Raw genomic sequence first — 13,755 nt, forward strand, 5'->3', positions numbered from 1 at the left:
CCTGGGCGAAAGCTGCGGCTGCGCCGGTGACACCGCACGCGCACTGGCCTCGATCCACGGACTGGACGCGGCACTGGTGATCGGCGTGCAGACCGACATCCTGTTCCCGATCCAGCAGCAGGAGGAAATCGCCGACGGCCTGCGCGGGGCCGGCATCGCGGTTGATTTCCAGCCGATGCCATCGCCGCAGGGTCACGATGCCTTCCTGGTGGATGTCGAGCGTTTCGGCCCTGCCCTGCGCGGATTCCTCGCAAGCTGACGCACTCGGCTATACTGCGCGCCCGCGCCGGAGTGGCGGAATCGGTAGACGCAGCGGACTCAAAATCCGCCGCCCTTAAAAGCGTGTGGGTTCGAGTCCCACCTCCGGCACCAGATGCACCTGACAAGGCCCGCAACGCGCGGGCCTTTGTCGTTCATGGCCTGCACGGTGGCCTTGGGCCGGCGCGGCTGCGATAATTGCAGGGCCTGGCCCCGTAGCTCAGCTGGATAGAGCATCCCCCTCCTAAGGGGAAGGTCACACGTTCGAATCGTGTCGGGGTCGCCACCCGCAATCTGCATCACCACCGCCCATGCAACGCATGGCGCGTGTCCCCATTCGGAGCAATGCAATGTCCCACCCTGTCCTTACCGCGCTCGGCCTGCAAGCCGTGGAATCCGGCACCTACCTTGGCAACAGCGAATGGTCAAAGACCTCTGATGCCGGCGTGCTGGAGCCGGTCAACCCGAGCAATGGCGAGGTACTGGGCCGCGTGCAGGCCTCGTCCAAGGCGGATTACGACCTGATCGTCGAACGCGCGCAGGCGGCATTCAAGGTCTGGCGCACCACGCCCGCGCCACGTCGCGGCGAAGCCATCCGCCTGTGCGCCGACGCGCTGCGCGAGCACAAGGATGCGCTGGGCTCGCTGGTAGCGCTGGAGATGGGCAAGTCCAAGCCGGAAGGCGACGGCGAAGTGCAGGAGATGATCGACATCGGCGACTTCGCGCTGGGCCTGTCGCGCCAGTTGTACGGCCTGACCATGCACAGCGAGCGCCCCGGCCATCGCATGTACGAACAGTGGCACCCGCTGGGCATCGTCGGGATCATCAGCGCGTTCAATTTCCCGGTGGCGGTGTGGGCGTGGAACAGCTTCATCGCGGCGGTCTGCGGCGATATTTCGATCTGGAAGCCCTCGCCCAAGACGCCGCTGTCGGCGATTGCGTCGATGAAGATCTGCAACGAGGCGCTGCGCAAGGGCGGCTTCCCCGACCTGTTCTTCCTGTTCAACGATGCCGGCAGCGAACTGGCGCAGCAGTTTGTCGATGACAAGCGCATCGGGCTGGTCAGCTTTACCGGCAGCACCAAGGTGGGCCGCATGGTCGGTGAGCGCGTGGCGCGCCGCATGGGCCGCAGCCTGCTGGAGCTGGGCGGCAACAACGCGATCATCGTCGATGAAACCGCTGACCTGAAGCTGGCGATTCCGGCGATCGTGTTTGGCGCAGTCGGTACCGCCGGCCAGCGCTGCACCACCACGCGCCGGCTGATCGTGCATGAATCCATCTACGAGGATGTCCTCGCCAAGCTGGTCACCGCGTACAAGCAGGTCGAGAAGAAGATTGGCGACCCCACCGATCCGGCCAACCTGATGGGCCCACTGAACAGCAAGGACGGCGTCGATGCCTACCTCGATGCCATCGCCAAGGCCAAGGCCGCAGGCGGCAAGGTGGAAACCGGCGGCGAGGCCATCGATCGCCCCGGCAATTTCGTGTTGCCGGCCATCGTCACCGGCCTCACCAATGATGCCGAGATCGTCCAGCACGAGACCTTCGCGCCGATCCTGTACGTGATGAAGTACCGCGACCTCGCTGATGCCATCGACATGCAGAACGCGGTGCCGCAGGGTTTGTCGTCCTCGATCTTCACCACCAACCTCAAGCGCGCGGAAGCCTTCCTGTCCGCCGCCGGCAGCGATTGCGGCATCGCCAACGTCAACATCGGCACCAGCGGTGCGGAAATCGGCGGCGCGTTCGGTGGCGAGAAGGAAACCGGCGGCGGCCGCGAATCCGGCAGCGACGCATGGCGCGCCTACATGCGCCGGCAAACGAATACCATCAACTACTCCGATGCATTGCCGCTGGCGCAGGGCATCAAGTTCGACCTCTGAGGATTCGCGATGAACACCACCGCACGCCAGACCAGCACGCTTGCCGTCGTCAGCCTGATCTTCGGGATTCTTGGCTGGACCCTGGTGCCCTTCATCGGCAGCATCGTCGCCGTGATCTGCGGCCACATGGCGCGCGGCGAAATCCGCCGCTCACCGGCCACGCTGGAAGGTGATGGCCTGGCCGTTGCCGGGCTGGTGCTGGGCTATCTGGTCATCGGCCTGACGGTGCTGGCCATCATCGTCGCGATCCTGTTCTTCGGTGGCCTTGCGGCCTTCCTCGCCTACGCCGGCAACGCCTGATCCCTTGTACGCACTCGCCCGCCCCTTCCTGTTTGCACTCGATGCCGAGCTTGCGCACGGCATCGGATTGTCGTCGCTTGAAGCGGCCTACCGCACCGGCCTGAACCCACTGCTCGCCAAGCAGCCTGCGCCGTTGCTCACCAAGGCATTCGGCCTGACCTTCCCCAACCCGGTAGGCCTTGCTGCCGGGCTGGACAAGAACGGCGCGCACATCGACGCATTGCTGGCGCTGGGTTTCGGTTTTGTCGAAGTCGGCACGGTCACACCACGCCCGCAGCCCGGCAATCCGAAGCCGCGCATGTTCCGCCTGCCGGAGCAGAAATCGATCATCAACCGGCTGGGCTTCAACAACGAAGGCGTGGACGTGCTGGTGCGCAACGTTGAACGCTCGCACCGCAGGCATGGCCTGCTCGGCATCAACATCGGCAAGAACAAGGACACGCCGAATGACGATGCCGCCTCGGATTATCTGCACTGCCTGCGCAAGGTGTATCCGCTGGCCGACTACGTGGTGGTCAACATCTCCTCACCGAATACCGCCGGCCTGCGCGAACTGCAGGAAGAACAGGCGCTGCGCAAGCTGGTCGGCGCCCTGCGCGAAGAGCAGGAGAAGCTGGCCGGCCAGCACAGCAAGCGCGTGCCGCTGCTGGTGAAGATCGCGCCCGACCTGTCCAGCAACGACATCGACGCCGTTGCCCGCGTGCTGGGCGATTTGCAGGTGGATGGCGTGATCGCCACCAACACCACGGTTTCCCGCGACGGCATCGAGTATTCGCGCCACGTGGAAGAAACCGGTGGCCTGTCCGGCGCACTGCTGATGAGCCGCTCGACCACCGTGCTGCGCAGGCTGCGCACGCGCCTGCCGGAATCCATCCCGCTGATCGGCGTGGGCGGCATCCTGCACGGCGCGGACGCCGCCACCAAGCAGGCGGCAGGTGCAACCCTCGTGCAGCTCTACAGCGGGCTGGTCTATCGCGGCCCGGTGCTGATCCGCGAATGCGTCGAGGCCTTGCGGCGTCGCAAGGAAGCCCCCAGCGGGGGCCCGATGCCACGGGCATGAACGCCACCGCCGGCAACGGCTACCGCATCATCGAGAACGCACGGCTGGATGCACGCAATTCCTTCGGCGTGGCCGCGCGCGCGCCGATGCTGGTGGAAGTGACCGATGCTGCCGCGCTGCCGGAATTGTTTGGCTACGCCATGCTGCGCGACGCGCCGGTGCTGGTGCTGGGCGGCGGCAGCAATCTGCTGTTTGCCGGCGATGCGCCAGGCGTGGTGCTGTCGCTTGCCACGCGCAACATTTCCATCATCGAAGGCGAAGCTGGACAGGCCATCGTCCGTGCCGATGCCGGCGTGAACTGGCATGACTTCGTGCTGTGGACACTGGGCCACGGCCTGTGCGGGCTGGAAAACCTCGCGCTGATTCCCGGCACGGTGGGCGCAGCGCCGATCCAGAACATCGGTGCATACGGCGTGGAAGTGCGCGAACACATCCGCGCGGTTGAAGCCTTCGACCGGCATGGCGGCACATGCGTGCGTCTGGATGCAGCGCAGTGCGCATTCGCCTATCGCGACAGCCTGTTCAAGCACGAACCGGATCGCTTTGTTGTGACTGCGGTGGAGTTCGCCCTGCCGCGTACGCCGGCATTGCGGCTGGACTACGCCGGCATCCGCGAGGAACTGGCAGCGATGGGCGCAGGCCATGCACCGCGCGCATCGCAGGTGGCCGAAGCGGTCATCCGCATCCGCCAGCGCAAGCTGCCCGATCCCGCACAGTTGGGCAATGCCGGCAGCTTCTTCAAGAACCCCATCGTGCCCGTTGCGCAGGCCGATGCCCTGCTCACCGCGCATCCGGTGATGCCGGTGTTCCGCGGCGCGGGCGATGACAGCCGCAAGCTGTCCGCGGCCTGGCTGATCGACCAGTGCGGCTGGAAGGGACATCGCGATGGCGACGCCGGCGTCAGCGCCGAACACGCGCTGGTGCTGGTCAATCATGGCCACGCCACCGGTATGCAATTGCTCGCACTCGCCCGCCGCATTGCCGCATCTGTGCAGGAACGTTTCTGCATCGCCATCGAACCGGAGCCGCGCATCGTCGGCGCGACATGGTGAAGCCGGCTGCATCACCGCAGTTGCGCGCCGCGCTGCTGATGCTGGCAAGCATGGTCGCCTTCGCCATGATGGCGATCAGCATCCGGCTGGCCTCGCGCACAGAACCCACGCTGGAAGTCGCATTCTTCCGCAACGCCTTCGGCCTGCTCACCCTGCTGCCGATGCTGCTGTGGCCGGTGCTGCGCGAAGGCGGCGGGCACCCGCTGGCGCGCTTCATCGCAAGCCTGCGCACCGCGCAGTTGCCGCGCTATTTCATCCGCTGCGGAATTGGCCTTGCCAGCATGTTCTGCGGTTTCTGGGCCATCGGCCACCTGCCGATGGCGCAGGCGATTTCGCTGGCGTATTCCTCGCCCATCTTCATCACGATTGCCGCCGCGGTGTGGCTGGGCGAGCGCGTGCGCATGCGCCGCTGGCTGGCGGTGGCAGCGGGTTTCCTTGGCGTGCTGGTGGTGGTGCGGCCGTGGTCGCATGCCTTCAGCATCGGCACGTTGATCGCGGTGGCCTCGGCGATGACGAGCGCGGTGGTGGCGATCCAGATCAAGCAGCTTTCGCGCGTGGACAAGGCCGACACCATCGTGTTCTGGACGTATGCGCTATGGGTGCCGATGTCGCTGCTGCCGGCATTGTTCGTCTGGCACGCGCCGCAGGGCATCGCATGGCTGTGGCTGCTGCTGTGCGGCCTGCTGGGCACCATCGGCCAGTTGCTGTGGACGCGCGCGCTGAAGCTGGGCGAAGTCTCGGCACTCACGCCGATCAGCTTCGTGCAGTTGCCCATCGTCACCTTTGCCGGCTGGCTGCTGTTCGCCGAGCGCGTGGATGCGATGACCTTGTTGGGCGCGGGGATCATCCTTGCGGCCACGTTCTACATCGCGCACCGCGAAGCGGCGCTTGCACGCAAGGCGGCATCGCTGGCACCCAGCGAAGCGGCCAAACCGAACGAATAGAGACTTGAGAACGCAGAAAAGCGAAAGGGCCGCATCGCTGCGACCCTTCGACTACTGCTTCGATATCAGGTCAGGTTGGCGTCCCCACGGGGATTCGAACCCCGGTCGCTACCGTGAAAGGGTAATGTCCTAGGCCTCTAGACGATGGGGACAAAACCTGAAATCGATTTTTATTGGTGGAGCCAGGCGGGATCGAACCGCCGACCTCCTGCATGCCATGCAGGCGCTCTCCCAGCTGAGCTATGGCCCCACGGGCTGGAAAGACGCGCATTCTGGCGGTCGAATGCGGAATCGTCAAGCGTCCGGCGCGGTTTTTTTACGTTGCGATTCACCTTGCACGCGGCGCAGCGTTGCCACGCCGTGGCCCTGCTCCGCCAGATATTGCAGCCACTTGCCGAGGAAGGTGTTCATCCGCAGGCGATGGTCGAGGATGCGCTCCGGCGGCGGAAACATGCCGATCACGTCCTGCCAGCGCCGGCCCGCGTAGCAATGGGTTGCTTCCACCTGCCGCGCATCGCGATACAGGCGCAGGCTGGCGGAGGGATCGGACAGGCCGGTGTGCGGATCGACCAGCCCGTAGCTCATCCGCAATTCGGTCGTGTAGGCGTGCCGTTCGATGACATCCAGCCGCACGTCCAGCCCGTCGCCGATGCTGGACACATACGCCCCGCATTCCAACTCGCTCGCCGCGAACAGGCGCTGCAGGCGCGCATGGTTTTCAGCGTACAGCCCCATCAGCCAGCCGAAGCGGCTGAGCCTAGGCAGCGGTTTGCGACGGGCAAGCACGGAATCCATGACCCGATCCTACACGCGCCCTGCGCAGCGCGGCAGGATTGACGTTGCGGCACATGCGGCCTACCTTGGAAATCCAGCTACGCAAAGCTGCGTCATAAAAGCCGTGTCATATCCGTCGCGAGCGATGGCGATTCGGTGCCGCACGCAGCGCAGGAAGCGCAGTGTACGTGCAGGTACATGAGCATTCCAAGCAGCGTACGGTGCCGAAGCGCCGAGCGCAGCAGGATATGTCAGTACATCTCGCGATTGATGCCGAGATGTTCCAGCACCCTGCTTGAGATTTCCTCGATCGAAGTATTGGTGGTGCTGAGCAGTTCGATGCCCTCGCGCCGCAGCATCGCCTCGGCTTGCGCCACCTCCCGCTTGCAGGTGTCCAGTTGCGCATAGCGCGAGTTCGGCCTGCGTTCCTGCCGGATCTGGTGCAGGCGGATCGGGTCGATGGTCAGCCCGAACAGCTTGTTGCGGTACTGGCGCAGCTTGGCCGGCAGGCGTTCCTCTTCCAGATCATCCGGGGTCAGCGGGTAGTTCGCGGCCTTCACCCCATGATGCAGGGCCAGATAGATGCAGGTCGGCGTCTTGCCCGCGCGCGAGACCGCGACCAGGATCAGATCGGCCTCGTCATAGTCCAGGCGCACGCCGTCGTCATGGGTCAATGCGTAGTTCATGGCGTTGATGCGGCGGTGGTATGCCTCGAAATCGACGATGCCATGCGCCTGCCCCACCCGCGACTGCCGGGTCTGGCCGAGTTCGCGCTCCAGCGGTTCGATGAAGGGCTCGAACACGTCCAGCATCAGCGCGCCGCTTTCGGCCAGCCGCGCGGTCAGGCTGGCATCCACACAGGAATTGACCACGATCGGGCGGCAACCGGCCTGCTCGCCTGCGGCGCGGATGTGGGCCGCTGCCTCGCTGGCCTTTTCCGGGGAATCGACAAACGGCAGGCGGTCGGTCGCAAAGCGGGTGCCGGTGAACTGGGTCAACAGGCTGTGGCCGATGGTTTCGGCCGTGATACCGGTGCCATCGGAGACGTAGAACACGGGGCGGATCGCATCCATCTGAAATCGTAGTCAGCACTCTAGGCGAGAGTTGTAAAATAGCGGACTTCCCGCCGCCTTGCCCCACGGAGTCTGCCTTGACCTGCAATATCCTCTGGCTGCATGACCTGCGCCTGACCGACCTCACCCAGGTGGGCGGCAAGAACTCCTCGCTCGGCGAGATGATTGGCGAGTTGTCCGGCCTTGGCGTCTCGGTGCCGGGCGGCTTCGCCACCACCGCCGACGCCTTCAAGGCCTTCATCGCCCACAACGATCTGCACCAGCGCATCTACGACAAGCTGGCGACCATCGACGTGGAAGACGTGCCAGCCCTGACCCGCGCCGGTGCCGAGATTCGCGGCTGGGTGATCGACGCGCCGCTGCAGCCCGATCTGGATGCCGACATCCGCAGCGCCTACGCGAAGCTGTGCGCAGATAGCGGCGCAGCCGACATCGCCGTGGCCGTGCGTTCGTCAGCCACCGCCGAAGACCTGCCCGATGCCAGCTTCGCCGGCCAGCAGGAAACCTTCCTCAACGTGACCGGCGCGGATGACGTGGTGCGCAAGGTCAAGGAAGTCTTCGCATCGCTCTACAACGACCGCGCGATTGCCTACCGCGTGCATCACGGCTTTGCCCACGAGGACGTGTTCCTGTCCGCCGGCATCCAGTTGATGGTGCGCAGCGACGTTGGCGCATCCGGCGTGCTGTTCACGCTGGACACCGAATCCGGCTTCCGCGACGTGGTGTTCGTCACCGCAAGCTACGGCCTTGGCGAAATGGTCGTGCAGGGCGCGGTGAACCCGGACGAGTTCTACGTCTACAAGCCCACGCTGCAGCAAGGCAAGCCGGCCATCCTGCGCCGCTCGCTGGGCAGCAAGCAGTTGCGCATGGTGTATTCCAGCACGCCGGGCGAGCGCGTGCGTACCGAACAAACCCCTGCAGAGCTGCGCGGCACGTTCTCCATCACCGATGCCGACGTGCAGGAACTGGCGAAGCAGGCGCTGGTGATCGAACAGCACTATGGTCGCCCGATGGACGTGGAATGGGGCAAGGACGGCAACACCGGCAAGCTCTACATCCTGCAGGCACGCCCGGAGACGGTGAAGTCGCGTGCGCATGCGACCCAGATCGAGCGCTACACACTGCAGCAGCGTGGCGAGGTGCTGTCCGAAGGCCGCGCCATCGGCAGCAAGATCGGCAGCGGCGTGGCGCGTGTCGTGCGTTCACTGGACGACATGAACCGCGTGCAGCCCGGCGACGTGCTGGTTGCCGACATGACCGATCCCGATTGGGAGCCGGTGATGAAGCGTTCCGCCGCCATCGTGACCAATCGCGGTGGCCGCACCTGCCACGCCGCGATCATCGCCCGCGAACTCGGCGTGCCGGCGGTAGTCGGCACCGGCAACGCGCTGGATTCGATCAAGGATGGCGACCCGGTCACGGTGAGCTGCGCCGAGGGCGATACCGGCTACATCTATGCCGGCGCACTGCCCTTCGAACGCACCACCACCGACCTTGGCAACATGCCGCCCGCGCCGCTGAAGATCATGATGAACGTGGCGAACCCCGACCGCGCCTTCGACTTCGGCATGCTGCCGAATGCGGGCATCGGCCTTGCGCGCCTTGAAATGATTATCGCCAGCCATATTGGCGTGCATCCCAAGGCGCTGCTGGAATACGACCGGCAGGACGCGGCGACCAAGGCCAAGATCGACGCGCGCATCGCCGGTTACGCATCGCCGGTGGATTTCTACGTCGAACGCTTGAAGGAAGGCATCGCCACCATCACCGCATCGGTCGCGCCGAATCCGGTGATCGTGCGCCTGTCCGATTTCAAGTCGAACGAATACGCCAACCTGATCGGCGGCAGCCGCTACGAGCCGCACGAGGAAAACCCGATGATCGGGTTCCGTGGCGCATCCCGTTACATCGACCCGAGCTTCCGCGAAGCATTTGCGCTGGAATGCCGCGCGGTGAAGAAGGTGCGCGAGGAGATGGGCCTTGCCAACCTGTGGGTGATGATCCCGTTCGTGCGCACGCTGGACGAAGGCCGCAAGGTGATCGAGGTGCTGCGCGAGAACGGCCTCGTGCAGGGCGAGAACGACCTGAAGGTCATCATGATGTGCGAAGTGCCGTCGAACGCGCTGCTGGCCGACGAGTTCCTCGACATTTTCGACGGCTTTTCCATCGGCTCCAACGACATGACGCAGTTGACGCTGGGCCTGGACCGCGACAGCGCCATCGTCGCCGGCCTGTTCGACGAGCGCGACCCGGCGGTGAAGAAGATGCTGTCGATGGCGATCCAGTCCGCGCGCGCCAAGGGCAAGTACGTCGGCATCTGCGGACAGGGGCCAAGCGACCATCCCGACCTTGCGCAGTGGCTGATGGAACAGGGCATCGAATCGGTGTCACTGAACCCGGACACGGTGGTCGATACCTGGCTGGCGCTGGCGAAGTCGAAAGCCTGACCCTGCTTTGCTCACCATCCCGCTTTGATTTTGCTCGTCATTCCCGCGAAGGTGGGAATGACAGATCCCTCTACCCGCGCGTCAGGCCTGCAAGCTCACCCATGAACGCACGGTAATGCCGCAACTCGGCAATGGAATCGCGCACATCGCAAAGTGCGGTATGCGCCGCTTCCTTGTTGACCCCCGCCAGCACCTGCGGTGCCCAGCGCCGTGCCAGTTCCTTGATCGTGCTGACATCAAGATTGCGGTAATGGAAATGCCGCTCCAGCGCAGGCATCAAGCGATGCAGGAAGCGGCGATCCTGACAGATCGAATTGCCGCACATCGGCGAGGCATTGGCCGGCACCCATGCGCGCAGAAAATCCAGCGTGCGCGCCTCGGCCTCGGCCAGCGGCACGCCTTCTTCCAGCACCCGCCGCCACAGCCCGGACTTGCCGTGCTGGTTGCGGTTCCAGTCGTCCATCGCTTCCAGCGTTGCAAGCGGATGGGCGATGGCCAGCTCCGGCCCCTCGGCCAGCACATTCAACTCACCATCGGTGACCACAGTGGCGATTTCGAGGATGCCGTCACGGTCGGTATCCAGCCCGGTCATCTCCAGATCAATCCAGATCAGGCGGTCATTGGGGCGATCGGTGCTCATGCGCTCGCGTGCGGTTGAGTGAGCGGGCATCATACCGGCTCGCACCCGGGACCACGCATGCTCCAGAACTCGACTTCCACCATCGGCCACTACGCGATCCTCACCGCGATGCTGGCACCGGCGTTCTTCCTGACCGCGACTGCCGCGCTGCTGGCCGTTGCGAATACGCGCCTCGCGCGCGTGGTGGATCGCCTGCGCTCGCTGATCGTGGCCTGGGAGCAGGACGCCCCCGACCGCAGCGAACGCGACGAGCAGATCCTCCGCCATCGCCAGCGCGCGCATCTGGTACTGAGAGCCTGCCGCCTGCTCTACGGCGCGCTTGCCAGCTTCGTCGGCACCAGCCTGGCATTGGCGATGGATGCCTTCCTCGGCTTCCGGCTGGGCGCGGTGCCGACGGTGACTGCCGTGATCGGCGTGCTGTTCCTGCTGCTCGCAAGTTTCGCGATGTGGCGCGAAGTCAGCCTGTCCGTGCGCAGCTTCGACCGCGAGCTGGACCACGAACTGGGCAAGCGCAGGAACTAGGCGGCAGCACTCAACCGCCCGCTGGCCTGCCCCGCTTCGCGCGGAAATACGCGGTCAGCATCGCGCCCGCCTGTTCCCCCAGCACACCGCCGGTCACTGCGATGCGGTGGTTGTGGCGCGCATCGGCCAGCAGATCAAACACGCTGCCCGCCGCCCCGGTCTTGAGATCGAACGCACCGAACACCACCCGCGCCAGCCGCGCATGCACCATCGCCATCGCGCACATCGCGCACGGCTCCAGCGTGACGTACAGCGTGCATCCCACCAGCCGGTGATTGCCGATGGCCTGCCCTGCCCGCCGCATCGCCACGATCTCCGCATGCGCGCTGGGATCATGCTCGGCGATGTTGCGATTCCAGCCCTCGCCGATCACCCTGCCTTCGGCATCCACCACCAACGCACCCACCGGGATTTCGTCATCCTCGCGCTGCGCGCGCTCGGCCAGCGCGAGTGCGTGCGCCATCCAATCACGGTCACCCATTGGTTCCATTGCTCTCAGCTTGCATTGGGCTTGCCGGTCAATGGATTGACCGGCATACGCTGGATATTGTCGAGGTGCAGTTTCACAGTCCAGTGTGAACCTGGTTCTTGCGTTAGCTGCAACAGATCATAGGTACGCAGCATTTCCAGCAATCCCGAATAGCCATAAGCATCCGGGGTGAAACCCGGATCGGTACGCCTCAGATAATTTCCTAGCGCGCTCAATGTGACTTTGCCTTCAGGCGTATCGCTTGCCAGCAATGCGACTGCCTTCACCACGAACATTGGTCTCTGCTTGGCTGGCGGACGCACGGAATCGGCTGATTTGGCGACCAATCCGTTCTCATTGGCCGGCTTTGTTATCTCGGCCTGCATCACATCAGGTAGCGGCTCCCATTCCGAAAAATGATCGCTTGCATTACGCAATGCCTGCGGTGTCTTGCTCTCGCCGACGATGCACATGATCGCGCCGCGTTCGCGCAGCTTGCGACACAAATAAGCGAAGTCAGAATCGCTCGTGACCAGACAGAATGTATCCACGGTCTCGTCGAAAAGAAGTTCCAGCGCGTCTAGCGCCAGTGCTATGTCAGCCGTGTTCTTGCCACTGGCGTACTGGTACTGCAGGCAAGGCGTAAACGCCTGTTGCACCAAGGCTTCCTGCCAGCGGCTACCACCCAGTGCTCCACTGTTGCCGTAACCACGGCGCACGACAACCCTGCCGAACTGGGCAACGAAACGCAGCGCGTGATCGAGTATCGCGGGCTGCACGTTGTCGCAATCCACCAGCACGGCCACCCGCGCGTCACGTCCATCTTGTTGCGTCGTCATCCGGCCCATCCCATTTCCGCCTTCCGGCAGTCTATCCGCCCACCGCGCGCGGGTGAATCATCTTCACCGCGTCTTCGCACGCGGGGATGTACATCCGGCAGCGTCATCCGCAAGCCAAGAGCCAGCACATGACCGACACCATCTACGATGCCCTGCGCGAAAGCCACGAACGCCAGCGTTCGCTTTGCCGCCGCCTGCTGCGGTCATCGCATGGCGAAAAACGCATCTCGCTGTTCACCGACCTGCGCATTGAACTGGCCGCGCACGCCGCCGCCGAGGAGCGTTTCCTCTACGCGCCGATCCTGATGCAAGACGCCGGCCTGAGGCCTTCACGGCATGCGTTGCACGAACATCATGAAGTCGATGAAATCATCGAGGACATGCAGGTCGTGGACAAGACCGGCGCGGGCTGGATGGCGAAGGCGCGCAAGCTATCTGAGAAGGTCCACCACCACCTGCGCGAGGAAGAAAAGAAGTTCTTCCAGGTGTCCGGCAAGATTTTGTCGGAAGCGCAGAAGCAGAGACTGGCGAAGCAGTACCGCCGCGACTATGCGCGGATGGTGAAAAGCCTGCGGGAAGAATGACGCGGCGCTGCGTCATTCCCACTCGATCATCAACGAGTCACGCAAGTCCGCGTGATTAAAGGGATTGGCTTTGATCGACATGGGCCTCTACCGTCGCTCACCGTCAGAAAAACACGTCCTTTGCTGACGCGGGTTTGCGCGGCATCGGCTCATCATCAACCAGCCCTAGGATAGCGCAGCCAGCCGCGCAGCGAGCAAGTCGGCCTGCTCGGCGAACCTCCTCGCATCGGTCTTCTGCAACTGCGCCAGGTTGTGCAGCTTCCAGCGGATGCCCGGCAGTTGTTCGAGATGCGCGATGCCCAGCAGCGACCACTGCGGCGTGCCGGCAGCCAGCGACAGCAGGAAGCGTCGTTCGTTGTCGTCCAAGCCTTGCTGGAGTTCGCGCACCATGCGTTCTCGCGTAGCGAGCAGCGCATCGAGCGGCACGGGTTCGGCCGTCATGCCTTGGAAGTTGTGCTCGTAGTCATGCCGGATGTCCCGCAGCGGCGTGAACAGCACTTCGTGGATCGGCCGGTTGCTGCTGGACAGATAGACCACGAACGCGCGCCGGATGCCGGGCGTGATGCCCTCGTGCGCAAAGAGTTGCATCACGTCGAACAAGTCGCGTGGGTGCTGCCGATCCAGTGCCGCAACCAGCTTGCCGCCATACACGTCCTCCAGCGAAACCATCGGGATCTCCAGATCGGCCAGTAAAGTGTCGCGTGCGGTTGGCGTGAGCGAAGCGCGACGCACCGGCTGCACCGTGCCGCGCATGACGAAGTTGACTTCGACCTTGACCTGGATCGAGCCACGACGCACCAGCAGCTTCGTCTCCCCTGCCGCGGCCGCCGGCGCGTGCGTCTGGAACCCTCGCTTCTTCAATCGCTCGGCGGCTTGCCTGACAGCCTCGTTGATGCGCGTCAGCGCCTCA

14 protein-coding genes, 4 tRNA genes and 1 pseudogene are annotated in these 13,755 nt (G+C 64.4%); 11 read left to right on the top strand and 8 right to left on the bottom strand.

Going from position 1 to position 13,755, the window contains the following annotated elements; genetic code table 11:
* The 8 genes and pseudogenes from QM612_RS09865 to QM612_RS09900 form a co-directional block, all read left to right on the top strand.
* Window positions 1-259 (top strand): annotated as a pseudogene (locus QM612_RS09865) (homoserine O-acetyltransferase); the annotation flags it as partial.
* Window positions 260-285: 26 nt separating this feature from the next.
* Window positions 286-372: transfer RNA gene (locus QM612_RS09870), tRNA-Leu, on the top strand.
* Between the two features lie 95 nt (window positions 373-467).
* Window positions 468-544, top strand: a tRNA-Arg gene (locus QM612_RS09875).
* A gap of 64 nt (window positions 545-608) precedes the next feature.
* Window positions 609-2,141, top strand: a complete 1,533-nt coding sequence (locus QM612_RS09880) for an aldehyde dehydrogenase family protein (RefSeq protein ID WP_415253725.1) — start codon at window positions 609-611, stop codon at window positions 2,139-2,141.
* A 9-nt stretch (window positions 2,142-2,150) separates the two neighbouring features.
* On the top strand, window positions 2,151-2,441 hold the full coding sequence (locus QM612_RS09885) for a DUF4190 domain-containing protein (RefSeq protein WP_415253726.1): 291 nt from the start codon (window positions 2,151-2,153) through the stop codon (window positions 2,439-2,441).
* A 4-nt stretch (window positions 2,442-2,445) separates the two neighbouring features.
* Entirely contained in the window at window positions 2,446-3,501 is a 1,056-nt protein-coding gene (locus QM612_RS09890; RefSeq protein ID WP_415253727.1) for a quinone-dependent dihydroorotate dehydrogenase, read from the top strand.
* The gene (gene murB / locus QM612_RS09895) at window positions 3,498-4,553 is read left to right on the top strand and encodes a UDP-N-acetylmuramate dehydrogenase (RefSeq protein ID WP_415253728.1); all 1,056 of its coding nucleotides are present in this window, start codon (window positions 3,498-3,500) and stop codon (window positions 4,551-4,553) included. Before QM612_RS09890 ends, murB begins: the two co-directional genes overlap by 4 nt.
* Complete coding sequence (locus QM612_RS09900; RefSeq protein WP_415253738.1) at window positions 4,550-5,497, top strand: DMT family transporter; 948 nt, start codon at window positions 4,550-4,552, stop codon at window positions 5,495-5,497. Before murB ends, QM612_RS09900 begins: the two co-directional genes overlap by 4 nt.
* Window positions 5,498-5,573: 76 nt before the next feature.
* Here the strand turns inward: QM612_RS09900 and QM612_RS09905 are convergent.
* The 4 genes from QM612_RS09905 to QM612_RS09920 form a co-directional block, all read right to left on the bottom strand.
* Window positions 5,574-5,649, bottom strand: a tRNA-Glu gene (locus tag QM612_RS09905).
* Between the two features lie 22 nt (window positions 5,650-5,671).
* Window positions 5,672-5,747: transfer RNA gene (locus QM612_RS09910), tRNA-Ala, on the bottom strand.
* A 44-nt stretch (window positions 5,748-5,791) separates the two neighbouring features.
* Window positions 5,792-6,292, bottom strand: coding sequence for a DUF1249 domain-containing protein (locus QM612_RS09915; RefSeq protein WP_415253729.1), 501 nt, complete (start codon window positions 6,290-6,292; stop codon window positions 5,792-5,794).
* A 230-nt stretch (window positions 6,293-6,522) separates the two neighbouring features.
* A complete protein-coding gene (locus QM612_RS09920; RefSeq protein WP_415253730.1) occupies window positions 6,523-7,344 on the bottom strand; it encodes a pyruvate, water dikinase regulatory protein in 822 nt (273 codons plus the stop codon).
* Window positions 7,345-7,421: 77 nt separating this feature from the next.
* Between QM612_RS09920 and ppsA the strand changes: the two genes are divergently transcribed.
* Window positions 7,422-9,791, top strand: a complete 2,370-nt coding sequence (ppsA, locus tag QM612_RS09925) for a phosphoenolpyruvate synthase (RefSeq protein WP_415253731.1) — start codon at window positions 7,422-7,424, stop codon at window positions 9,789-9,791.
* A 70-nt stretch (window positions 9,792-9,861) separates the two neighbouring features.
* On the opposite strand, the gene orn is transcribed toward ppsA, so the two are convergent.
* Window positions 9,862-10,431: an oligoribonuclease gene (gene orn, locus QM612_RS09930; RefSeq protein WP_415253732.1), complete on the bottom strand. Its 570-nt coding sequence runs from the start codon at window positions 10,429-10,431 to the stop codon at window positions 9,862-9,864.
* 57 nt (window positions 10,432-10,488) lie between these two features.
* Between orn and QM612_RS09935 the strand changes: the two genes are divergently transcribed.
* Window positions 10,489-10,953 carry a DUF2721 domain-containing protein gene (locus QM612_RS09935; RefSeq protein ID WP_415253733.1) on the top strand — a complete coding sequence of 155 codons (465 nt, stop codon included), beginning with the start codon at window positions 10,489-10,491 and terminating at the stop codon, window positions 10,951-10,953.
* A gap of 10 nt (window positions 10,954-10,963) precedes the next feature.
* Here the strand turns inward: QM612_RS09935 and tadA are convergent, their stop codons facing one another.
* Window positions 10,964-11,434 (bottom strand): tRNA adenosine(34) deaminase TadA, encoded by a 471-nt coding sequence (gene tadA / locus QM612_RS09940; protein ID WP_415253734.1) that lies wholly within the window; start codon window positions 11,432-11,434, stop codon window positions 10,964-10,966.
* Between the two features lie 14 nt (window positions 11,435-11,448).
* The gene (locus QM612_RS09945) at window positions 11,449-12,261 is read right to left on the bottom strand and encodes an NYN domain-containing protein (protein WP_415253735.1); all 813 of its coding nucleotides are present in this window, start codon (window positions 12,259-12,261) and stop codon (window positions 11,449-11,451) included.
* Between the two features lie 128 nt (window positions 12,262-12,389).
* Between QM612_RS09945 and QM612_RS09950 the strand changes: the two genes are divergently transcribed.
* Window positions 12,390-12,845 (top strand): hemerythrin domain-containing protein, encoded by a 456-nt coding sequence (locus tag QM612_RS09950; protein WP_415253736.1) that lies wholly within the window; start codon window positions 12,390-12,392, stop codon window positions 12,843-12,845.
* Window positions 12,846-13,010: 165 nt separating this feature from the next.
* Here QM612_RS09950 and QM612_RS09955 read toward each other — a convergent pair.
* On the bottom strand, window positions 13,011-13,755 hold a 745-nt coding region (locus QM612_RS09955; protein ID WP_415253737.1), incomplete at its 5' end, for a nucleotidyl transferase AbiEii/AbiGii toxin family protein.

The organism is Thermomonas sp. (assembly GCF_047606765.1).
Taxonomy (GTDB): domain Bacteria; phylum Pseudomonadota; class Gammaproteobacteria; order Xanthomonadales; family Xanthomonadaceae; genus Thermomonas.

What these genes read in the sequence shown, in the direction of transcription:
- murB (WP_415253728.1), top strand. Translation starts at nt 3,498, where the DNA reads ATGAACGCCACCGCCGGCAACGGCTACCGCATCATCGAGAACGCACGG.
- QM612_RS09885 (WP_415253726.1), top strand. Translation starts at nt 2,151, where the DNA reads ATGAACACCACCGCACGCCAGACCAGCACGCTTGCCGTCGTCAGCCTG.
- QM612_RS09945 (WP_415253735.1), bottom strand. Translation starts at nt 12,261, where the DNA reads ATGACGACGCAACAAGATGGACGTGACGCGCGGGTGGCCGTGCTGGTG.
- QM612_RS09950 (WP_415253736.1), top strand. Translation starts at nt 12,390, where the DNA reads ATGACCGACACCATCTACGATGCCCTGCGCGAAAGCCACGAACGCCAG.
- orn (WP_415253732.1), bottom strand. Translation starts at nt 10,431, where the DNA reads ATGAGCACCGATCGCCCCAATGACCGCCTGATCTGGATTGATCTGGAG.
- tadA (WP_415253734.1), bottom strand. Translation starts at nt 11,434, where the DNA reads ATGGGTGACCGTGATTGGATGGCGCACGCACTCGCGCTGGCCGAGCGC.
- QM612_RS09920 (WP_415253730.1), bottom strand. Translation starts at nt 7,344, where the DNA reads ATGGATGCGATCCGCCCCGTGTTCTACGTCTCCGATGGCACCGGTATC.
- QM612_RS09915 (WP_415253729.1), bottom strand. Translation starts at nt 6,292, where the DNA reads ATGGATTCCGTGCTTGCCCGTCGCAAACCGCTGCCTAGGCTCAGCCGC.
- QM612_RS09880 (WP_415253725.1), top strand. Translation starts at nt 609, where the DNA reads ATGTCCCACCCTGTCCTTACCGCGCTCGGCCTGCAAGCCGTGGAATCC.
- QM612_RS09935 (WP_415253733.1), top strand. Translation starts at nt 10,489, where the DNA reads ATGCTCCAGAACTCGACTTCCACCATCGGCCACTACGCGATCCTCACC.